This window comes from Aequorivita lipolytica (genome assembly GCF_007997135.1).
In the GTDB taxonomy this organism is placed as follows: Bacteria; Bacteroidota; Bacteroidia; order Flavobacteriales; family Flavobacteriaceae; genus Aequorivita; species Aequorivita lipolytica.
In genome coordinates, this window is the sequence record NZ_VORU01000006.1 from 136,406 (window position 1) to 157,486 (window position 21,081).

Sequence of the window (21,081 nt, forward strand, 5' to 3'; positions counted from 1 at the left end):
GGCAGTGGCAGTTTGCAGTTGGCAGTATTGAAAATTAAAACTGCTACCGCCAACTGCTACTGCAAACTTTTTTAAAACCCCAAGTCCCTTTCAATTTCCTCCATTTCAATAATATCTTCCGCCTCCTGTAGGGTCGGAACAACAATCATTTCAAAAGGCACTTCATCAATATCTAATGCATCGTTCACAATAACGAAGGATTGCTTGGTCTTTCGGTGAAGGCTGGAAGTTTTAATGAATTGCAATAAATGCGGAAGCTCCATTGAAGTGTATTTCAAGAGATTCAAAACCACATTTTGACCTTTATATTTTGAAGGGACCTGATTTTCGATGAACGAGGCAAAGTCTATAATATCGTCCTTTTCATCTTCCAGGACCACAAAATTTGGGTGATTATCAATCTTCATGATGTTTAATTTTTGAAGCCAATAAATAGATTACCGCCATACGTATGGCAACGCCGTTTTGTACTTGTTCCAAAATGATGGACTGTTTGCTGTCCGCCACATCGCTGGTAATTTCTACACCACGATTAATTGGGCCTGGGTGCATTACTACGATTTCTTTATTCAAAGAATCAAGAATTGCTTTGTTCAATCCAAATTGCTGTGTGTATTCCCGCGTTGTGGGGAAATAACTAATATCCATCCGTTCATTTTGTACACGAAGCATATTGGCCACATCGCACCATTCTAACGCTTTACGAAGATTGGTTTCAATCTCCACATTTAATTTTTCTATATATTTAGGAATAAGAGTTTTAGGACCACATACTTTAACTGTCGCTCCCAGCTTTTGAAGTGCGAAAATATTTGATAGGGCAACCCGCGAATGCAGAATATCGCCAACGATTACAACTTTTTTTCCGGCTACATCCCCCAATTTTTCACGAATGGAATAGGTATCAAGTAATGCTTGTGTTGGATGTTCGTGTGCACCGTCTCCTGCATTGATTATACTGGCGTCAACGTGCTTTGAAAGAAATACTCCAGCTCCGGGATTTGGGTGGCGCATCACCACTATATCCACTTTCATTGATAGAATGTTGTTTACGGTATCAATAAGCGTTTCGCCTTTGGTTACCGAAGAACTTGAAGAAGCGAAATTAATAACATCTGCAGAAAGCCTTTTCTCTGCAAGTTCAAATGAAAGCTTGGTTCGGGTGCTGTTTTCAAAAAAAAGATTGGCAATAGTAATATCACGAAGCGATGGGACTTTTTTAATGGGCCGATTGATAACCTCTTTAAAATGATCTGCCGTTTCGAAGATGAGTTGGATATCGGCTTCGGTAATGTATTTAATTCCCAATAAGTGGTTTACACTTAGTTCGCTCATTGTTTTTTTATTAAAAACGCTATAGGCTATATGCTTTACGCTTTAGGCCGCCTATTGCATATTGCCTAAAGCTTATGGCAAAAATTTTAACTTTTAACTAAGTACACAGCATCTTCCCCATCATTTTCTTTCCAACAAACCTTTACTTTTTCACCATTGATCGCATCTACCTGTCTTCCTCGATAATCTGGCTGAATTGGCAAATGGCGGCTAAAACGACGATCTATTAAAGTGAGTAATTCTATTTCCAACGGTCGTCCGAAGGATTGAACCGCAGTCAATGCTGAGCGAATGCTTCGTCCAGTGAAAAGCACATCGTCAATAAATACTATGTTTTTGTCTTCAACAATAAAATTTATCTGGGTTTTATTGGCTTCCAGTGGTTTGTCGCTTCTCCTAAAGTCATCACGGAAAAAGGTAATGTCCAAATAACCAAGTTTGATGTTCTTGATTTTATATTCAGTTTCGAGCAATGTTTTCAGCCTTTCAGCTAAAAATACCCCTCGCGGTTGGATTCCTATAAGTACGGTTTTGGAAAAGTCGTCATGTTTTTCGATCAATTGGCAAGCCAAACGGTTAAGCGCAATGTGTATCTCGGTTGCGTTCAGTAACACTTTTTGGCTCATAGGAAGTTCTGAATTGTATTTGGGAAGCAAAAATACATTTTTTTTGGCTTTTTAAAGTGATGTATTTAAAATTGATTAAATCTATCGCACAAAAAAAGCCTTCCGTTTCCGAAAGGCTTTTCTTTATTAAATGGATGGTGTCCCTGCCTGCGCAGGAATAAAATTATTTTTTACCGTCCATTTTGTCTTTAAGTGCTTGAAGCGCAGAGTTGGCATCACCTAAAGTGGTTTTTGCCTCGTCCTGAGAAGCCGCTTGTTTTTTCACAGCCTCTTTTACAATTTTCGCTTCTTCTTCTTTGTGAATAGCCATATGCGAAGCAACCACTTTCTTGAATTCTTTGTTGAACTCAATAATTTGGAATTCTGCTTCATCACCTTTCTTCAACATAGAGCCATCTTCTTTTTCAAGGTGACGGCTTGGTACGAATGCTACGATATCATCGTTGAATTTTATAGTTGCTCCTTTGTCAACTACTTCGTCAATTGAAGCAGTGTGCTTGGTTCCAACAGCAAATTCACCTTCGTATTTGTCCCAAGGATTTTCCTCAGTTTGTTTGTGACCTAAACTAAGTTTACGGCCTTCAACATCCAATTCCAATACAACCACTTCAAGTGTGTCACCAATATTGGTAAATTCACTTGGGTGCTTGATTTTCTTGGTCCAAGAAAGATCGCTAATATAGATAAGACCATCAATACCTTCTTCAAGTTCAACAAAAACACCAAAATTGGTAAAGTTGCGAACAATACCTTTGTGGCGCGAACCAACTGGGTATTTTGTAGTAATATCTGTCCATGGGTCTGGCGTCATTTGTTTTATACCAAGGCTCATTTTGCGCTCTTCCTTATCCATTGTAAGGATTACCGCTTCAACTATATCACCAACATTTACGAAATCCTGTGCGCTGCGCAAGTGCGTGCTCCAAGACATTTCGCTAACGTGGATAAGGCCTTCAACACCTTCAGCAACTTCAATAAATGCACCGTAGTCTGCAATAACAACTACTTTACCTTTTACTTTGTCACCAACTTTCAACTCTTCACCAAGAGCTTCCCATGGGTGAGGATTCAATTGCTTAAGACCTAATTGGATACGTGTTTTATCTTCATCGAAATCAAGAATTACAACGTTCAATTTCTGGTCAAGTTCAACGATCTCATTTGGATGGTTGATACGTGACCAAGAAAGGTCAGTAATGTGAACAAGTCCATCAACGCCGCCAAGATCAACAAATACTCCGTATGAAGTGATGTTTTTAACAACACCTTCAAGTACTTGTCCTTTTTCAAGCTGCCCAATGATTTCTTTTTTCTGCTCCTCAATATCCGCTTCAATAAGCGCTTTGTGCGAAACAACAACGTTCTTGAATTCGTGGTTGATCTTAACAACCTTGAACTCCATTGTTTTACCAACGTAAATATCGTAATCACGAATTGGCTTAACATCAATTTGCGAACCTGGCAAGAAAGCTTCGATACCGAAAACATCCACGATCATACCACCTTTTGTGCGGCATTTTACGTATCCATTTACGATTGTAGCTTCGTCGTGGGCAGCGTTTACGCGATCCCAAGCCTTAATGGTTCTAGCTTTACGGTGGCTAAGAATAAGTTGACCGGTGCTGTCCTCACGAACGTCGATCAATACTTCTACCGTGTCACCAACTTTTAAATCTGGATTGTAACGGAATTCGTTCAAGGAAACAACACCTTCACTCTTAGCGTTGATGTCAATGATTGCATCACGATCTGTAATAAAAACCACTTTTCCGTCAACAACCTCGTCATCAAGGGTATCAACGAAATTTGCCTTTACCAATTTTTCGAATTCTTCCAACTTGCCGTCATCGATTGGGTCTATGCCTTCTTCGTAATTGTGCCAGTTAAAATCTGCAAGAAATTTTTCAGGATTGCTTTCTTTCAAAGAAACCTCAGCCTTCGGCTTTTTGTTTTCTTCTGCTTGTACTTCATCAGTGTTGTTTTCTTCAGTTTGCATTTCTGCAACTGCAGTTTCCTCTTGTTTTGTTGCAGCTTTTTCTTCAGCTACTTCTTTGTTTGCTTTATCAGCCATTTGTTTGTAGAATTGATTTCTTAGGTTCCGAAGTTTCGGGAAAACCTTTTAAAATCAATGTTTTGTATTCTGCGCTGTTACAAGAATTTTATGCGACTATCCCACAGAAGGGTTTATTTTTGTTTGTTTAATATCTCTTATTCTTGACTCGTCGCTAAGAGGGGCGCAAAAATAAGGTATTTCTTTTGAAAATCAAAAGGTTTGGAACTGGAAAATGTGAATTTTCAGTGTTTTTGCGCGAAGCGTTAAAACAACAACCCTTGCCCGCCTTCCTCAGTTTTTGAATCGTCTTCTTTATCTGAATTGTTTTCAGTTTGTTGATTTTCCTTTTCTGAGGTCATATCCTCTTCATCCACAACGTCTATCTCTTCCGGTTCTACTTGGGCTGGCGGCTCGTAAGGCAAGGATTGCATCGCAGTTATTTCCAGAACTTTATCTTTGGTCAATTGGTTCCCCATTGCAGTAATTCCTTTCACAGAAATAAAATCTTCCAAATTCAACTCTAAATTTTCTTCCCGCTCCTGCCCTCTTTTTTTGGCGAAAATAACTTCTGCCATTGGGCGATAATCAGTAAATATTTTTTCTAGATAAGAATTGGGATGCTCGGTAATAATAGTCTCTTCGCGATCGGGGTGTTCGATAAAAAATCGTTTCACATAAAAAAGTTCCTTTTCGCCTTCCCAATAAATGGCGCTCAGCGGTTTTTTAGGATCCCACTTTTCCAGAATGATCATATCGTCATCAAAACGAAGTTGAAGATCGGGAACGACCGTTTTCACTACTCCTTTTTGATTTACTATTAGCAATCGGTCTTCTTTTTTGAATTCTCCCAAAAGCTCGCCCCTATCATCTACATTTAAACGTTGAACTGAATCGTCAAACCATATCTTGCGAGGTTTTAGCGTGGAAAGTCCTTTTTCTTTGAGCTCAATTTTTTTTATGGAATACTTAGTGACGATATTTCCTTTTGAATTTCGACCTTTCACTAATTGATCGGCAAAATCGAGATCAAATTTTAGCTTTTTGATGCTTCCACTTTGGCGTAAATAAATGGTTACCACTTCTGCTTCCCCATTGGGATTGGCTGTAAAATAAAGCGCCTTAGAACCTTTGGCTGCATTTGTCATATCATACTCTTTATCCCGAGTAGTAGAAGTTACGGCAAAACGCTTTACATAATTCGCACCGCGTGCACCGTCGCGGTAAATCATATTATAAATGGTTCGCTTGTCTTTCTTCTTAAAAACAGCAACATGAATAATGCCTTTTCCCACAAACGTCTTTTGATCCACTTTTGTTACCATCATTTTTCCGTCTTCGGTGAAAACGATGATGTCGTCAATATCACTACAATCGGTTACGTATTCGTCGCGTTTCAGACTAGTGCCAACAAAACCTTCTTCGCGATTTACGTAGAGTTTTGTATTTCTGATCACAACCTTCGTCGCCTCAATATCATCAAAGGTCCTGATTTCGGTATTACGCTCCTTTCCGGCGCCGTAATCCTTCTTTAATCTTTTGAAATAATCAATAGCATATTCAATCAAATTTGCTAAGTGATGCTTTATTTGAGCGATACTATCTTCCAGTGCATCAATCTTTTGCTGCGCTTTATCAATGTCAAACTTAGAAATTCTTTTAATGCGAATTTCTGTCAATCGCACAATATCTTCTTCGGTAACGGCGCGTTTCAAATGTTGGATATGTGGTTGTAACCCTTTATCAATTGCGGCAATTACGCCTTCCCAAGTTTCTTCTTCTTCTATGTCGCGATAGATTCTCTTTTCTATGAAAATTCTCTCCAATGAAGCGAAATGCCATTGCTCTTCCAATTCATCCAATTGAATCTCTAGTTCACTTTTTAGCAATTCCACCGTGCGATCAGTGCTTACGCGAAGCATTTCTGAAACACCTACAAATAATGGTCTGTTATCTTCAATTACACATCCCAAAGGTGAAATGGATGTTTCACAAGCCGTGAAAGCATACAATGCATCAATAGTTTTATCGGGTGAAATACCGCTAGGCAAATGGATTTGAATCTCTACTGCAGCAGCCGTATTATCCTCTATTTTTTTAATCTTTATTTTCCCCTTTTCATTCGCTTTCAGAATAGTATCAATTAGCGATGAAGTATTGGTTCCAAAAGGAATTTCGGTAATTACAAGTGTGTTTTTATCAAGTTGGTTGATTCGCGCACGACTTCGAATTTTTCCTCCGCGCAAACCATCGTTATAATTGGCAACATCCATAATTCCACCGGTTGGGAAATCTGGGTAAATCTGAAATTTCTTGCCCTGCAAATGCTTAATAGAAGCATCAATAAGTTCAAGAAAGTTATGCGGAAGTATTTTGGTGGAAAGTCCAACCGCAATACCTTCCCCACCTTGATTTAGCAGCAACGGAAACTTAACCGGAAGATTGATTGGCTCTTTTCTTCGCCCATCATAAGAAGCCTGCCACCTAGTCACTTTTGGATGATAAACCACATCCAGCGCAAACTTTGAAAGTCGCGCCTCAATATATCGTGAAGCCGCAGCACTGTCGCCTGTTAAAATGTTTCCCCAGTTTCCTTGAGTATCAATCAGTAGATCTTTTTGACCGATCTGCACCATGGCATCAGCAATACTAGCATCACCGTGTGGGTGATATTGCATGGTATGCCCAACAATATTCGCAACTTTATTGTACCGCCCATCGTCCAAATCTTTCATGGACTGCATAATACGGCGCTGCACTGGTTTAAAACCGTCCTCAATTGCGGGCACGGCACGTTCCAGAATTACGTAGCTGGCGTAGTCCAAAAACCAGTCGCGAAACATCCCTGGTACCTTTTTAATAGTATCGCCGGAGGTATCTTCGTTTACGCCCAAATAGTCTGGGCCTGTAATTGCTTGTTCTTCGTTATTGTCGAGTTCGTCACTCATTATTTATTCTCTATTCTTTATTTTTATTTTTTATTCTCTGTGCGCTCTGTGTTTTAGCTATTACGCAGAGTTGCGCGGAGGTTTCGCGGAGTTTCACAAAGGGCTTATTTCTGAATTATATATGAGGTTGTTTCAGAAGATATTTCTTCTCCATTTAATTTAAATGAATCTACTCTTTTATAATTAAAACAATCCCCATCATACTCATTTATGGTTAAGTTTAAAATATCTGTTTCATTAGCTCTAAGCCTGAAGTCGTAATCTGCCATAGACTGCATTGATCCATAATTCAATCCAATTGATGTATTTCCTTGAAATTCAATAAACTCTAATTCAATTTCTTGTCCATTTCTAGAAAGCATTATTTCAGAAGGTTTGTAAGTGTTTTCTTCTCCAATTAAAGACTTTCCTTCATTATCTACAATTGAAATGGCGATTGTTGGTGGTGCTGGAAAAACACTTTCGCATTCATCTTTTCTATCGCAAGAGGCAAAAATTACTATACTCAAAATAATTAAAAATGTCTTTTCCATAAAAAATAATTTAATAGATGCACGCGATGAATCGCGAGCCTACTGCAAACTGTTACTGAATACCGAACACTTTTTTCACTCTTCCACCCTATCCAGTTCAACCTTCAAATTACCAATAATAAACTCCTGCCTATCCGGCGTATTTTTGCCCATATAGAATGAAAGCAATTCCTCAATACTCATAGACTTATCCAGCATTACAGGGTCCAAACGAATGTCGTTCCCAATAAAATGCACAAACTCATCCGGTGAAATTTCACCCAAACCTTTAAAGCGGGTGATTTCGGGTTTTGGCTTTAATTTTTCTATGGCGTTTACTCGTTCCTCTTCAGAATAGCAATAAATGGTTTCCTTTTTATTTCGAACACGGAAAAGCGGCGTTTGCAGAATGTACAAATGCCCTTCCTTTATCAATTCGGGAAAAAACTGAAGGAAAAAAGTAATCAACAATAACCGAATGTGCATTCCATCCACATCGGCATCCGTTGCTATTACAATGTTGTTATAGCGCAAATCTTCCATCGAATCCTCAATATTCAGCGCGGCTTGCAAGAGGTTAAATTCTTCGTTTTCGTAAACGATCTTTTTGGTCATTCCGTAAGTATTCAACGGTTTTCCGCGCAATGAAAAAACAGCCTGTGTATTTACGTCACGGCTTTTGGTAATACTTCCACTTGCAGAATCTCCCTCGGTTATGAAAAGGGTTGATTCTAAATTTCGTTCGTTTTTAATATCTGCCAAATGCACGCGGCAATCGCGCAATTTTTTATTGTGAAGATTGGCTTTTTTTGCTCGGTCCTTTGCAAGTTTTCGAATTCCACTTAATTCCTTTCGTTCTCTTTCGGCTTGAACTATTTTACGCTGGATTCCATCTGCCGCCTCAGGGTTTTTATGAAGATAATTGTCGAACTGGGTTTTTACGAAATCATTTATAAACGTTCGCACCGTGGGAAGTCCGCCACCCATATCGGTGGAACCCAATTTGGTCTTGGTCTGGCTTTCAAAAACAGGTTCGGTAACTTTTATACTAATTGCCGAAACAATGGATTTTCGAACATCGCTGGCTTCGTAATTTTTATTATAAAATTCGCGAATGGTTTTTACCAAAGCTTCGCGAAAAGCGGCCAAATGCGTTCCGCCCTGAGTTGTATTCTGTCCATTCACAAAACTGTGATATTCCTCGCTATACTGGGTTTTGCTATGCGTCATCGCAATTTCAATATCTTCACCTTTCAAATGAATTATCGGGTATGCGCTGTCTTCTTCAGAAATGGTCTCCATCAAAAGATCTTTCAATCCATTTTCAGAATAGAATTTCTCGCCATTAAAATCTATCGTCAGTCCCGGATTGAGATAGACGTAGTTTTTCAGCATTTTTTCTACGTACTCGTTCCTGTATTTGAAGTTTTTGAAGATAGCCTCATCCGGAATGAAAATCACTTTTGTTCCCTTTCGCTTTGTAGATTCTTCAATGGCAAGGTCATTTGTGAGTTCGCCCAAAGAAAACTCAGCCGCTTTCAGCTGGTTGTCGCGAACCGATTCTACTTTAAAAAACGAAGAAAGTGCATTTACAGCTTTCGTTCCAACGCCATTCAAACCAACCGATTTCTTAAACGCACGACTGTCGTACTTTCCTCCGGTGTTCATTTTGGAGACAACATCTATCACTTTTCCTAACGGAATGCCTCGGCCGTAATCGCGCACTTTCACTTCTTTATCTTTAATGCGTACTTCGATGGTTTTTCCCGCGCCCATTACAAACTCATCAATACAGTTGTCAATAACCTCTTTTAGAAGGATATAGATACCGTCATCGGGCGAAGATCCGTCACCAAGTTTCCCAATATACATCCCAGGACGCATACGGATGTGTTCCTTCCAGTCCAGCGAGCGTATGTTGTCTTCGGTATATTGCGTTTCGGTCATAAGATTTGGTGTAGGGTGGCTAATATAAATATACGTGAGCACTTGTGAAACCAATACTTGGGAAAGTAATTAACAATAAAATGAGCGTTATTGTTAGTAAAAAGTCCCTCTAACCCCCAAAGGGGAAACTCTTACGTAAACTCCTCCCCTTTGGGGAGGCTGGGAGGGGACATTTCCGCTTTGGGAAATTAAGGGGACTGCTAAACTTTTGTGAAGAAAATTAGATTGGAAGAATGAATTGCAATACTTTTCATAATTTCATACCACAAACAAAAAACCTGAATGGAATTTATAGATTACTACAAAGTTTTGGGACTTGACAAAAGTGCTACTGCCGCAGATATTAAAAAAGCTTATCGCAAACTCGCGCGAAAGTTACACCCAGATTTAAACCCAAACGATAAAACAGCGCAACAGAAATTTCAGCAAGTAAATGAGGCAAACGAAGTGTTGAGCGATGTTGAAAAGCGTAAAAAATATGACCAATACGGAAAGGATTGGCAGCATGCAGATGCTTTTGAAGAAGCAAAACGTAATCAAGGCTCCCAAGGATTTGGAGGCCAGCGGACTTATTCGGGCGGTGGGCAAGGTTTTGACGACAGCCAGTTTTCAGACTTTTTTGAATCTATGTTTGGCGGCGGGGGCGGCTTTAATCGCGGTGGCGGAAACAGAAGACAAACTTCGCAATTTAAAGGTCAGGATTTGAGTGCAACGCTTCGGTTGAATTTGACCGATATTTTGGAAAGCCAAAAGCAAACTATCAGTATTGGCAACAAAAAAATCCGGCTTACAATTCCAGCGGGAGTTGAAGACGGACAGACCCTCAAAATAAAAGGCTACGGTGGCGAAGGAATGAATGGGGGCCCAAAAGGAGATTTGCTAATTACTTTTGAAATTTTAAACAACACACGCTTCAAGCGATTGGAAAATGATATTTATTCAACAGAAGAAATTTCACTATACACTGCGCTTTTGGGTGGCGAGATAACCGTTGAAACCTTAACTGGTAAGGTAAAGCTGAATGTAAAACCCGAAACCCAAAACGATACCAAAGTAAAGCTAAAAGGAAAAGGGCTTCCGAAGTACAAAAAGGAAGAACAGCACGGTGATCTTTACATTACTTATAAAATTGTACTGCCCAAAAACCTTTCAGAAAAAGAAAAAGAATTATTTACTGAACTTTCAAAACTTAGATAATGGAACGTGAAAAATATATACTGATAAGTCATTTTTGCAATCATACACATATTGAGGTTTCATTTGTTGAAAATCTTCGCGAATATGGTTTGGTGACTTTTGAGGAAAAGGAAAATGATATTTTTATTGACGAAAAAGATATTTCAGAAATTGAACGCATGTTTCGCCTTCACAATGATTTGGGAATAAATTTTGAGGGATTGGATGCCATCAAACAAATGCTGAAACGTCTCCAGAAAATGGAAAAAGAAATGGATTTGCTTCAAAAAAGATTGCGTTTGTATGAATAGCCATTTCTAAATGGAACGGTAAATTCTCTTTATGAAATGTTAAATGGAATTTACACAATTTGGCAATCCTATATCTTTACCGGCTTATGAAAAAAACCATCTTACTTTCCGCATTAACTTTTTGTGCAAACTTTTACGCACAGCAATCTTTTCAAAATTCAAATAACCTATCCAATAGTAACGAAACAGTTTCCTTTAAGTACGGAATGAATGATTCTGCTGATTTTATTGCCGACAATCAAAATTCAGACCAGACCTCTTCCCAAACAAATTTTAACCCAAAAGATAAAACCGTTTTTGAAACCCAAAAAAGCAACTCTCCCTATGAATGGAAATGGGTCCGCGATGGAATCTGGACAGGTGCCGCACTTGGAGCGAGCGCTTATGGCCTCCTTCTTATTAAAGAAAAAAATGATTTGCCTGAAAGTGAAGAATTCAGTTTCACTGACCCCGAGAGTCTTCGGGAAAAAATTGATAATATAAATTTTTTGGACCAATGGGTGGCTGGAAAACACAATGAAGATGCAAATGCAATGAGCGACATTCCTTTTGCACTTTCTTTTGTCGCACCTTTTGCGCTGCTTTTTGACGATGAAATTAACGATCACACAGGTCAATACATTGGCCTTTATCTTGAAAGTTTGGCTACAACCGCAGCTCTATATACAATAACCGCTGGTTTGGTTGATAGAAGCAGACCTTATGTTTATGACAACAGTGGCGTTACATCTGAAGATAGACGCTTTAGAAACAATGGCCAGCGCTCTTTTTATTCTGGACACGTTGCCGCTACTGCCACTGCAACCTTTTTTGCCGCAAAGGCATATAGCGATTTTAACCCAGATTCCAACGGAAAGATTTACGTCTGGGCTGGTGCCGCCACATTGCCAGCTGCTGTTGGGATTTTAAGAATGGAAGCAGGACAGCACTTTTTAACCGATGTTCTTATTGGTTATGTTTTAGGAGCTGGAACAGGTATTTTAGTGCCAGAGTTGCATAAAAAGAAAATGGAAGACATAGATATCTACCCGAGCTCAGGAACCAGTTTTAATGGTGACACTTATAATGGAATGGCTTTTAAGTATACTTTTTAGATTCTTCGATCTTTATATCTTTAGAAAGAAACTTTAATTAAAAAATCCCGCCATAAGCGGGATTTTTTAATTTATACATTGAAGCGGAAGTGCATTACATCGCCATCCTTGACGATATACTCCTTCCCTTCTACCCCCATTTTACCAGCTTCTTTTACTTTGGCCTCACTTCCAAAGGTTACGTAATCGTCATACTTTATAACCTCGGCACGAATGAAACCTTTTTCAAAATCTGTATGGATAACGCCAGCGGCTTGTGGAGCAGTAGCGCCAACAGGAATAGTCCAAGCCCGCACTTCCTTTACACCCGCGGTAAAATATGTTTGAAGATTCAATAATTTATAAGCACTGCGAATCAATTTTGCAGAGCCGGCTTCGTCAAGTCCTAAATCTTCCAAAAACATTTGGCGTTCTTCAAAAGTTTCCAACTCAGTGATGTCTGCTTCAGTGCCCACGGCCAGAACCAATACTTCCGCGTTTTCGCCGGCAACTGCTTCTTTTACTTTCTCAACATAAGCATTTCCACTTGCTGCAGAGTCTTCATCTACATTGCAAACATACATTACAGGTTTGTCTGTAATAAATTGTGCATTCACAATATATTCTTCTCTTTCTTCATTTGTTAGAACAATTGCACGAACAGAGATACCTGCTTCCAATCCGCTTTTTACTTTCAACAAAGCAGCTTCTTCTTTTTGAGCTTCTTTATTTCCGGTACGGGAGGCGCGTTTCACTTTTTCAAGTTTTTTATCTACCGTTTCCAAATCCTTTAATTGAAGTTCAATGTCAATTGTTTCCTTATCGCGAATTGGGTTTATATTGCCATCAACGTGAATAATGTTATCATTGTCGAAACAGCGCAAAACGTGCAGAATGGCATCTGTTTCCCGAATGTTGCTCAAAAACTGGTTGCCAAGACCTTCGCCTTTGCTGGCGCCTTTCACAAGACCAGCAATATCAACAATTTCTACAGTTGCGGGAAGAACGCGTTCTGGTTTCACCAATTCTTCAAGTTTCAACAAACGTTTGTCGGGCACATTGACCACCCCAATGTTAGGTTCAATGGTACAAAAAGGAAAATTTGCACTCTGTGCTTTTGCATTGGACAAACAATTAAATAGAGTGGATTTTCCAACATTTGGCAATCCTACGATACCTGCTTTCATCTAAAATAAGTTTTATAGGTAAACGAGTTATTAATTTAGCCTCGATTTACGAAGGTGCAAATATACATTTTAGAAGAATACTTTCAATGATTGGTTTAAAATGCTTTTTAGAAAAAGATTGGGTTTTATTTCACTAAAAATTGACAAGAATTTAACTATAATAGATTTAGTTTTACCCGATAAACCTTAAATAACCAATAATTATGAAAAAAGCGATTTTAAGCCTTGCAGTTGCAATTTTAACTATAACGGGAATAAACGCCCAGGATAACAAAGATGTTCAATCTACCACAACCGTTAAAAAAGTGACGCAAAAAGGAACTGATGTGAAAACAAAAGTGATGAAGGAAACTGAAACGGACAGCGAAATCATCCAAGTTGAAGGTACTGAAAAACAGGATCAAGCAACGAAAGTTATCAAGAATAAAGATCTTGATTCAAAAATGGTTACTGACGATGTTTCAATAGATGCTGCGAACCAACAAGGGCAAATAGCAATTAAGCAAAGACAAGAAGCGGAGTTGGCCAAAAACATTGCTGAGCAAAAAGAAAAGGCTGCAGCAGAAGCAAAATATGTGCGCCAGGAAAAAATGATGCAACAGCAAAAGGAACTTGAAGCCAGAAGAGCTGAATTGACAAATCGCCCTGATGGAATGGCAAAATTGAAAAAAGACTAAGAGAATTTGCTTTCCCAATTAATATAAATCCGCTCATACTATGGGCGGATTTATTATTTAAAGCGTTTTGTATAAAATTTCTTTATACACCTCGCTATCTACTAATTCGTTATGTGATCCCCCTGGTACGGTAACAAATGTGAGGTTTCCTTTTGTTTGAACCTTTGAAAGCCTTTGGCTGTTTTCGTAATCTACCACATAATCATCGGTGCCATGAAAAATTATTATCGGACATTTTACTTCCCTCAAATACTCATTTGTGGGAAAATTATATTTCAGAAACCAACTTACTGGAAAGATTGGGAAACGCGCGCCTGCAACTTCCGAAAGGTTATAAAATGGAGCTTCTAAAAATAACCGCTGTGGATTGTTTTTTGAAGCAACATAAGTAGCAAATGTAGTCCCCAAAGATCTTCCATAAACTACAATTTTATCTTCTGGATATCTTACAAGTAAATAATTGTAAAACAACTGAGCATCACTATAAAGCGCTTTTTCATTGAGGTTTCCAACACTTTTCCCATAGCTTCGGTAATCCATCACCACCACATCGTATTGCAAATCGACAAATTTTTGAACTACAATTCCCCATCGGGAAAGTTCGCCTGCATTTCCGTGAAAATAAAGCACTACACCTTTTGGGTTTTCTACTTTAAAATGAAGTGCGTTTAGTTTTGCGCCATCTGTAGTATTTAAAAAGATTTCCTCAAAATTGTTTTTGAAAGTATAGGTATAATCCTGCGGAAGTGATTCGGGAATAAAGATCATTTTCTCCTGCAAAAAATAAAGCGCTGCAAAAATGACAACATATAGGGATGCTATTACAATTAAAAATTTTTTTAGTCTGCGCATCATCATCTTGAAGCGTGTTTTACACCAATACTAGTGGTTGAAAAATCAATATTTTTTTGCTTTGATTTGATAATTTCTGTTAGAATTTTATGGTAGGATTCGAAGTTATTCAAATTTTTATGACCACCTTCTATTATTGGGTGCAACCGAGTAAGTTTTGCGTTTATTTGAGAGAGTTTTACACTGCTGCTAAACGGTATCAACTTATCATTTGTTCCGTGGATAATGTGTATTGGGCACTTAACGTATTTAAGCCATCTGTAGGTTGGCATTGGGTATTTCAGAATAATGGAAAGCGGCATGAAAGGCATATAACGGCCGGTTACTTTAGTGAGACTATAATAAGGGGCGTCAAGAATAAGCATTTTTGGATTGTTCATAGATGCCAGTTTGGTGGCAAATCCTGAGCCAAGCGAACGTCCGTAAAGAACAATATATTTTTCACTTACCTTTTCACGAATTTTATAATAAATAAATTGTAAATCGTGTTTTATTGCTTTTTGGGAACGCTTTCCGGTACTCTTGCCGAAACCCCGGTAATCAACCATAATCACATCGTAGTTATTTCGAGTGAAATCTACCGCAAACTTGCCCCAGCCCTTTATACTTTTTGAGTTTCCTTTTAAATATAAAACTACGCCAAGTGGTTCTTCCACAGCAAAGTGAAGACCATTAATAATAGCGCCATCACGCGTTTCCAGATTGTATTCTGAAACCTTTTGGTTCTCATAATAGAAGTTGAAATCCTTCGGCAGTTTTTCAGGCTTAAATAAAAAGTAATCCTGTAAATAATACAACAGTAGGCTAAGGACAGTATAGGCCACTAGAATAATAATTAATATATGAGTCCAGAGTGGCATAAGTTTTACTTTCTAATAAATGTACAAAAATACTCTCACGCTTTTTAGAATTTAGAAAGTTATGCGCAAAAGCTTGTTTATAAATTGAAAACCAAATCGCCTAACGAATGAATTAAAAGTCTAACTTTAACAAATAACTAACACAAAAAACAACAACCAATGAAGAAAATTACATTTTTAGTATTACTTATTTGCGGAATCACATTTTCGCAAACAAACGTTTCAGGAACGGTGACGGATAATTCCGGAATCCCACTTTCCTTTGTGAACGTAGTTGAAAAAGGAACCACGAACGGAACAACAACATCCATAGACGGTGTTTTTTCAATTGAGGTGAAAGAAAATGCCACTTTAAGCTTTAGCTATATTGGGTTTAACACCCAAGAAATTGAAGTGAATGGACAAATAAATATTCAAGTTACACTTTCCGAAGGTGAGTCGCTGGAAGATGTAATGCTTGTTGGCTCGCGTAGTCCAAAAAGAACTGCTATAAATACAGCAGTACCCATTGATATTATTGATGTGGAGAGCACAACACTGCAAGTAGGAAAAGTAGAGATAAACGAACTGTTGCAGTATGCAGCACCCTCTTTTAACGCGAGTAAGCAATCGGGTTCTGACGGAGCAGATCATATTGATCCCGCTTCATTGCGCGGTTTAGGCCCAGACCAAACCTTGGTTTTGATAAATGGCAAAAGAAGACACCAATCTTCACTGATAAACGTTTTTGGAACTCGCGGACGTGGAAACACTGGTACCGACTTAAATGCAATTCCCGTTACATCTATAAAAAGAATTGAGATATTGCGTGATGGTGCTTCCGCACAATACGGTAGCGACGCCATTGCAGGTGTTATAAACATTGTGCTAAAAGACAACGTTGATGAGCTATCAGGAAGTGTTTCTTATGGCGCTTATAGCAACAACGCAGACGTTGATACAAGCGCTTTTACTGATGGGGCTTATGGCCTTTGGAATACGGATGGCTACCGTCTTGATACAGAAAAGGATGGAAATGCTATTGGCAAGGATAAAAATTTTGACGGAGGCTCTGTAAAATTTGGAGCTAATTACGGATTTGCTATTGGCGAAAAAGGTGGTTTTGCAAATTTTACAACTGAGTATATCAATAAAAATAAAACGTTACGACCTACTTTCGATTTCAGAAAAGGTTTTGGAGAAGCTGCTATTGAAGGTTTCAATTTAATGGGTAATGTTGGAATTCCAGTTTCCGATAAAACTGAAGTTTATGCTTTCGGCGGTAGAAACTACAGAGATACCGATGCGTACGCTTTCACCAGAAATGGCGGAAACCGTGTTGTTGAGTCAATTTTTCCTAACGGTTACACCCCGAGAATTACTTCAATAATTACTGATAATTCAGTAGTTGCCGGTGTTAAAACTGAAGCCGATTCTGGATGGAAAGTGGATATTAGCAACGCTTATGGAATCAACAATTTTCATTATTATATAAAAGGTACATTGAATGCTTCCTTGGTAGATCTTTCTCCCACAGAATTTGACGCGGGTGGTCACTCTTTGTCACAAAACACAGTGAATTTGGACTTTTCAAAATATTACGATGATGTTTTAAGCGGGATGAACCTAGCTTTTGGCGCTGAATATAGAACTGAGAATTTCAAAATTTTTGCAGGAGAAGAAGGCTCTTACGCAACATATGACGTTAATGGAGTGCCCGTAAATGCAAATACTCCGGAAGAAGATATTGTAATTTATAGAGATGGCGACGGCAATCCAATTTTGGATGATGATGGCAATACTATTTTAAGACCGGGCGGCTCACAAGGTTTTCCTGGTTATGGTCCCGTAAATGAAGTGGACCGAAGCAGATCAAACATTTCAGTATATGCAGACGGTGAATTTGATTTAAGCGAAGCATTCTTAATCAGCGCCGCCGGACGTTTTGAAAACTATAGCGACTTCGGAAGTACCATCAATGGAAAACTTGCAATGCGATTTAAAGCCACTGAAAACATAAATGTTAGAGGTTCTGCAAGCACTGGTTTCAGAGCTCCCTCGTTGGCGCAGATTTATTACAATTTACGTTTTACCAATTTTATTGGTGGCGTGGCGAGTGATCAATTATTATCGCCAAATAACAGTCCTGTTACCGCATCCTTTGGAATCGGTCCTTTAAAAGAAGAAAAATCTACCAACGCTGGTTTGGGTTTTACTGCAAATTTTTCAAAATTCACCGCAACGGCAGATCTTTATTATATAGATGTTCGTGACAGGATTGTTTTGACAGGTAATTTTCCAGCCCCACAAATTGAAAATGTGGATTCTGCACAATTTTTTGCAAATGGCGTGGATACAGAAACCACAGGACTTGACCTTGTTTTAACGTATAAAGAAAATTTAAATGATAATATTCTTGGAGTTTCAGTTTTGGCGAACTTCAATAATATGGTAATAAAAGATGTGAAAAACGGAAATTTGGACGAACAGACATTTTTCGGTGAAAGGGATAAAGCCTTTTTATTAGCATCCGCTCCAGAAAGCAAATTGGTTGGAATACTTACCTATGAAAGAAATTGGTTTAGTGCTGCATTAACGACATCGCGCTTTAGTGAAGTTGAACTCTTGGATTTCCAAATGTTTGAAGATCCAGCAGATTACGGTGGGTTCGAAAACCAAATTGTAGCTGCAACAGATACTTATACCGCTAAATTTGTAACAGACCTAAACCTCGGTTTTGAGGTTTCAAAAAACATAAAATTAAATGTAGGCTCAAACAATCTTTTTAACGTCTACCCTGACCAGCAAGACGATTGGACAGAAGGCGGAGGATATTGGGATTCTGTGCAAATGGGCTTTGGTGGTGCGTTTTATTATGCTCGTATAAATTATAATTTTTAGAAAAATTAGTTTTAACAATATTTTAAGCCCTATCATATTTTTGATAGGGTTTTTCAATTTAAATAAACTACCCCATTTATACCTTTTTCTCTTTATTAAATAAACGGTCTTTAGTGATTCAATGAAAAGGATAAAATGTGATATTAAATAATAAACTATCCCCACAAGCAAATCATCCTTCAAACTGAGGTTTGAGTGGCAATTTTTTATTTCATTTAAGTTTTAATGATGATATTTTCAAATATTTTCGATTATAAATGAATAGTAAACATACAATGCAAAATATTCACTACATTAGCTATAACTAACTGATTATTAATTAAAAACAAAAAATTATGAAAAAAATTTCTACTTTAATCGTAATGCTTTCTATAGCATTCTCAGCATTTTCACAGGATTGTAATATTGGCAATTCCGATGACACCGATCCAAATTATGAGGGTGGAAATATTTTGCCCAATTATTTGTTGGGAGTAAATTTCACGCTTTCGCAAGTGGGTGTTCTGCAATCCCTGAATATGATTGGGAATGGGACAGGGGCTAATTTTCAAATGGCCTTTTATAATGATAATGGAGGAGTGCCGAATAATCTCGTGGCCCAGACCGCTATTTCAACAGTGGGAACAGGCATTAATAGCCTCCCTGTTACTCCTGTTGAATTGGCGGCTGGAGATTATTGGATTATGGCCGTTTATGACAACAACGGCTCAAGCACCAGCCACAGCGACGTAAATCTTTCTGCGGCGAGCAGTATGGTTTATTTCGACAATTTGCCTTTTGGCAATGCAATACCCCCTAATGCATCGGGATTTCAGACCTATACTGGGCAAGACTTTCTGTACTTCGCAGTAATAAGTTGTGGGCCATTGTCCGTAAATGAATTCGAAGAAAATAACGTTTCCATTTCGCCAAATCCGGCATCCGATTTTATCGTGATCGGGAACCTAAAGGAAAATACAACGTTTGAAATCTACGATCTAACAGGGAAAAAGTTAATAGAAAATGAGTTGGGCACGACAAACAATCAAATAGACATTAGCCGTCTCGCTGTAGGAACATATTTACTGAAGTACGGTACAAACACAATGACCAGGTTTGTGAAAAATTAAAATTCTTTAATTTAACAAAAAAGCAACCCGAAAAGGTTGCTTTTTTTATGAGATAAATTGGCTTTTTACTTCTTGTGCATAAACGCCTGTTTCCCTAGTAACTCTTCCTCAGTCTCAACGTGATCCTCGTCGGGAACGCAACAATCCACGGGGCAAACGGCTGCACATTGCGGCTCATCGTGAAACCCTTTACACTCGGTACATTTATCGGGCACTATAAAATATATTTCGTCGCTCACTGGCTCCTGCGCGTCATTTGCATCTACCGCTTTTCCATTAGGGAGCACAACTTTGCCTTCCAAATCAGTGCCATCCGCATAACGCCAATCATCAGCTCCTTCGTAGATTGCAGTGTTTGGGCATTCGGGCTCACATGCGCCGCAGTTTATACATTCGTCGGTTATAATAATTGCCATGGGATATTCTTTTTCTAACTTTGCGCAAATTTAATGCCTATCAATCGCAACACCAAACTAAGTATGCAATTAAAACAAAGAATTAACGCTTTTGTCTCCTTGGGAAAATTTCTGAAACAAATTACTTCGGAAAACAATAAATTTGAAGCGGAAACAGTCTTCCGAAAAGCAGAAGCTGAAAGCGGTTGGTTTACACTTGAAAATATAAAATTCTCCTTAAACAGTTGGGGCGAAGCTCTCTCAGAAGAAAATCTTCAACAATGGGTTTCAAATTATAAAATTGAAGAAACCGAACCCAAAACTATTGCAATTATAATGGCCGGAAATATTCCGTTGGTTGGTTTCCACGATTTTCTATCCGTTTTAATTTCTGGAAATAAAGTCTTGGCGAAGCTTTCGTCCAATGATAAAACGTTGTTGCCCTTTATTGCGGAACATTTAATTTCCATAGAGCCAAAATTTAAAGGTTACATAGAATTTACGGAAGGAAGGTTAAAAGATTTTGACGCTGTAATCGCTACTGGAAGCAACAATACATCGCGTTATTTTGATTATTATTTTGGTAAATACCCAAACATAATACGTAAAAACCGAAACTCAATAGCCGTTTTAGCAGGAAATGAAACCGAAGAAGATTTAACAAAACTAGCCGATGATATTTTTAGATATTTCGGTCTCGGTTGCCGCAATGTTTCAAAAATATATATCCCAGAAGATTACGATTTTGAACCATTTTTCAAAGCAATGTACAGCTGGAAAGATATAATACACAACCATAAATACATTAATAATTACGATTATAACAAAGCAGTTTACTTAATGGACAGCTTTCCGTTGCTGGATAATGAGTTTATGCTGCTTAAGGAAGATTCAGGCTTCTCCTCTCCTATTTCCGTGGTTTTTTATGAAAAATACACATCGCTGGAAAGGCTCGAAGTAGAATTGAAAATTCAATCGGAAAAAATACAATGTACGGTTTCCAAAACTGGCCTACAAAATGAAGTTGCCTTCGGAAAAGCGCAAAATCCTGAGTTATGGGATTATGCCGACGGTGTGGACACGGTTGAATTCCTGTTAAAACTTACTTGATAAAATATTCATAATTCCCACATAGTTAGTCAC

The 21,081-nt window shown here is 38.3% G+C and carries 18 protein-coding genes; 7 read left to right on the forward strand and 11 right to left on the reverse strand.

Going from position 1 to position 21,081, the window contains the following annotated elements:
* Positions 1-71 precede the first annotated feature (71 nt).
* From ESV24_RS09085 to ESV24_RS09115, 7 genes are all read right to left on the reverse strand, one after another.
* Positions 72-407 carry a ribonuclease Z gene (locus ESV24_RS09085; RefSeq protein WP_111815845.1) on the reverse strand — a complete coding sequence of 112 codons (336 nt, stop codon included), beginning with the start codon at positions 405-407 and terminating at the stop codon, positions 72-74.
* A complete protein-coding gene (locus ESV24_RS09090) occupies positions 397-1,335 on the reverse strand; it encodes an aspartate carbamoyltransferase catalytic subunit (protein ID WP_111815844.1) in 939 nt (312 codons plus the stop codon). Before ESV24_RS09090 ends, ESV24_RS09085 begins: the two co-directional genes overlap by 11 nt.
* A gap of 86 nt (positions 1,336-1,421) precedes the next feature.
* Positions 1,422-1,961, reverse strand: coding sequence for a bifunctional pyr operon transcriptional regulator/uracil phosphoribosyltransferase PyrR (pyrR, locus tag ESV24_RS09095; protein ID WP_111816091.1), 540 nt, complete (start codon positions 1,959-1,961; stop codon positions 1,422-1,424).
* A gap of 163 nt (positions 1,962-2,124) precedes the next feature.
* Positions 2,125-3,957: a 30S ribosomal protein S1 gene (gene rpsA, locus ESV24_RS09100; protein ID WP_111816090.1), complete on the reverse strand. Its 1,833-nt coding sequence runs from the start codon at positions 3,955-3,957 to the stop codon at positions 2,125-2,127.
* Between the two features lie 320 nt (positions 3,958-4,277).
* The gene (locus ESV24_RS09105) at positions 4,278-6,959 is read right to left on the reverse strand and encodes a DNA gyrase/topoisomerase IV subunit A (RefSeq protein ID WP_111815843.1); all 2,682 of its coding nucleotides are present in this window, start codon (positions 6,957-6,959) and stop codon (positions 4,278-4,280) included.
* A gap of 104 nt (positions 6,960-7,063) precedes the next feature.
* Complete coding sequence (locus ESV24_RS09110) at positions 7,064-7,492, reverse strand: hypothetical protein (protein WP_111815842.1); 429 nt, start codon at positions 7,490-7,492, stop codon at positions 7,064-7,066.
* Between the two features lie 75 nt (positions 7,493-7,567).
* Positions 7,568-9,418 (reverse strand): DNA topoisomerase IV subunit B, encoded by a 1,851-nt coding sequence (locus ESV24_RS09115; protein ID WP_111815841.1) that lies wholly within the window; start codon positions 9,416-9,418, stop codon positions 7,568-7,570.
* A 282-nt stretch (positions 9,419-9,700) separates the two neighbouring features.
* Here ESV24_RS09115 and ESV24_RS09120 point away from each other — a divergent pair, with 282 nt between their 5' ends.
* The 3 genes from ESV24_RS09120 (at position 9,701) to ESV24_RS09130 (ending at position 11,999) form a co-directional block, all read left to right on the forward strand.
* A complete protein-coding gene (locus ESV24_RS09120) occupies positions 9,701-10,615 on the forward strand; it encodes a DnaJ C-terminal domain-containing protein (protein WP_111815840.1) in 915 nt (304 codons plus the stop codon).
* A complete protein-coding gene (locus ESV24_RS09125; protein WP_111815839.1) occupies positions 10,615-10,905 on the forward strand; it encodes a chaperone modulator CbpM in 291 nt (96 codons plus the stop codon). Before ESV24_RS09120 ends, ESV24_RS09125 begins: the two co-directional genes overlap by 1 nt.
* 86 nt (positions 10,906-10,991) lie before the next feature.
* Positions 10,992-11,999: a phosphatase PAP2 family protein gene (locus ESV24_RS09130; RefSeq protein ID WP_111815838.1), complete on the forward strand. Its 1,008-nt coding sequence runs from the start codon at positions 10,992-10,994 to the stop codon at positions 11,997-11,999.
* 71 nt (positions 12,000-12,070) lie between these two features.
* Here ESV24_RS09130 and ychF read toward each other — a convergent pair whose 3' ends face one another.
* Positions 12,071-13,165: a redox-regulated ATPase YchF gene (gene ychF, locus ESV24_RS09135; RefSeq protein WP_111815837.1), complete on the reverse strand. Its 1,095-nt coding sequence runs from the start codon at positions 13,163-13,165 to the stop codon at positions 12,071-12,073.
* A gap of 203 nt (positions 13,166-13,368) precedes the next feature.
* On the opposite strand from ychF, the gene ESV24_RS09140 reads away from it, so the two are divergent.
* Positions 13,369-13,842, forward strand: coding sequence for a hypothetical protein (locus ESV24_RS09140; RefSeq protein ID WP_111815836.1), 474 nt, complete (start codon positions 13,369-13,371; stop codon positions 13,840-13,842).
* 57 nt (positions 13,843-13,899) lie between these two features.
* Here ESV24_RS09140 and ESV24_RS09145 read toward each other — a convergent pair whose 3' ends face one another.
* Both ESV24_RS09145 and ESV24_RS09150 read right to left on the reverse strand, forming a co-directional pair.
* Positions 13,900-14,697, reverse strand: coding sequence for an alpha/beta hydrolase (locus tag ESV24_RS09145; protein WP_111816089.1), 798 nt, complete (start codon positions 14,695-14,697; stop codon positions 13,900-13,902).
* Positions 14,697-15,554, reverse strand: a complete 858-nt coding sequence (locus ESV24_RS09150; protein ID WP_111815835.1) for an alpha/beta hydrolase — start codon at positions 15,552-15,554, stop codon at positions 14,697-14,699. Before ESV24_RS09150 ends, ESV24_RS09145 begins: the two co-directional genes overlap by 1 nt.
* A 159-nt stretch (positions 15,555-15,713) precedes the next feature.
* Here ESV24_RS09150 and ESV24_RS09155 point away from each other — a divergent pair, with 159 nt between their 5' ends.
* Positions 15,714-18,434 carry a TonB-dependent receptor gene (locus tag ESV24_RS09155; RefSeq protein WP_111815834.1) on the forward strand — a complete coding sequence of 907 codons (2,721 nt, stop codon included), beginning with the start codon at positions 15,714-15,716 and terminating at the stop codon, positions 18,432-18,434.
* Positions 18,435-18,769: 335 nt separating this feature from the next.
* Entirely contained in the window at positions 18,770-19,543 is a 774-nt protein-coding gene (locus tag ESV24_RS09160; protein WP_111815833.1) for a T9SS type A sorting domain-containing protein, read from the forward strand.
* Positions 19,544-19,608: 65 nt separating this feature from the next.
* Here the strand turns inward: ESV24_RS09160 and ESV24_RS09165 are convergent, their stop codons facing one another.
* A complete protein-coding gene (locus tag ESV24_RS09165; protein ID WP_111815832.1) occupies positions 19,609-19,959 on the reverse strand; it encodes a 4Fe-4S dicluster domain-containing protein in 351 nt (116 codons plus the stop codon).
* A 63-nt stretch (positions 19,960-20,022) separates the two neighbouring features.
* On the opposite strand from ESV24_RS09165, the gene ESV24_RS09170 reads away from it, so the two are divergent.
* Positions 20,023-21,048, forward strand: coding sequence for an acyl-CoA reductase (locus tag ESV24_RS09170; RefSeq protein WP_111816088.1), 1,026 nt, complete (start codon positions 20,023-20,025; stop codon positions 21,046-21,048).
* Positions 21,049-21,081: the final 33 nt, after the last annotated feature.

Bases quoted from the DNA above. Each gene is read 5' to 3' on its own strand.
- ESV24_RS09170 (WP_111816088.1), top strand. From the start codon at position 20,023: ATGCAATTAAAACAAAGAATTAACGCTTTTGTCTCCTTGGGAAAATTT.
- ESV24_RS09110 (WP_111815842.1), bottom strand. From the start codon at position 7,492: ATGGAAAAGACATTTTTAATTATTTTGAGTATAGTAATTTTTGCCTCT.
- ESV24_RS09085 (WP_111815845.1), bottom strand. From the start codon at position 407: ATGAAGATTGATAATCACCCAAATTTTGTGGTCCTGGAAGATGAAAAG.
- pyrR (WP_111816091.1), bottom strand. From the start codon at position 1,961: ATGAGCCAAAAAGTGTTACTGAACGCAACCGAGATACACATTGCGCTT.
- ESV24_RS09150 (WP_111815835.1), bottom strand. From the start codon at position 15,554: ATGCCACTCTGGACTCATATATTAATTATTATTCTAGTGGCCTATACT.
- ESV24_RS09105 (WP_111815843.1), bottom strand. From the start codon at position 6,959: ATGAGTGACGAACTCGACAATAACGAAGAACAAGCAATTACAGGCCCA.
- ESV24_RS09155 (WP_111815834.1), top strand. From the start codon at position 15,714: ATGAAGAAAATTACATTTTTAGTATTACTTATTTGCGGAATCACATTT.
- ESV24_RS09130 (WP_111815838.1), top strand. From the start codon at position 10,992: ATGAAAAAAACCATCTTACTTTCCGCATTAACTTTTTGTGCAAACTTT.
- ESV24_RS09165 (WP_111815832.1), bottom strand. From the start codon at position 19,959: ATGGCAATTATTATAACCGACGAATGTATAAACTGCGGCGCATGTGAG.
- ESV24_RS09145 (WP_111816089.1), bottom strand. From the start codon at position 14,697: ATGATGCGCAGACTAAAAAAATTTTTAATTGTAATAGCATCCCTATAT.
- ESV24_RS09120 (WP_111815840.1), top strand. From the start codon at position 9,701: ATGGAATTTATAGATTACTACAAAGTTTTGGGACTTGACAAAAGTGCT.
- ESV24_RS09125 (WP_111815839.1), top strand. From the start codon at position 10,615: ATGGAACGTGAAAAATATATACTGATAAGTCATTTTTGCAATCATACA.
- ESV24_RS09090 (WP_111815844.1), bottom strand. From the start codon at position 1,335: ATGAGCGAACTAAGTGTAAACCACTTATTGGGAATTAAATACATTACC.
- rpsA (WP_111816090.1), bottom strand. From the start codon at position 3,957: ATGCAAACTGAAGAAAACAACACTGATGAAGTACAAGCAGAAGAAAAC.
- ESV24_RS09160 (WP_111815833.1), top strand. From the start codon at position 18,770: ATGAAAAAAATTTCTACTTTAATCGTAATGCTTTCTATAGCATTCTCA.
- ESV24_RS09140 (WP_111815836.1), top strand. From the start codon at position 13,369: ATGAAAAAAGCGATTTTAAGCCTTGCAGTTGCAATTTTAACTATAACG.
- ESV24_RS09115 (WP_111815841.1), bottom strand. From the start codon at position 9,418: ATGACCGAAACGCAATATACCGAAGACAACATACGCTCGCTGGACTGG.
- ychF (WP_111815837.1), bottom strand. From the start codon at position 13,165: ATGAAAGCAGGTATCGTAGGATTGCCAAATGTTGGAAAATCCACTCTA.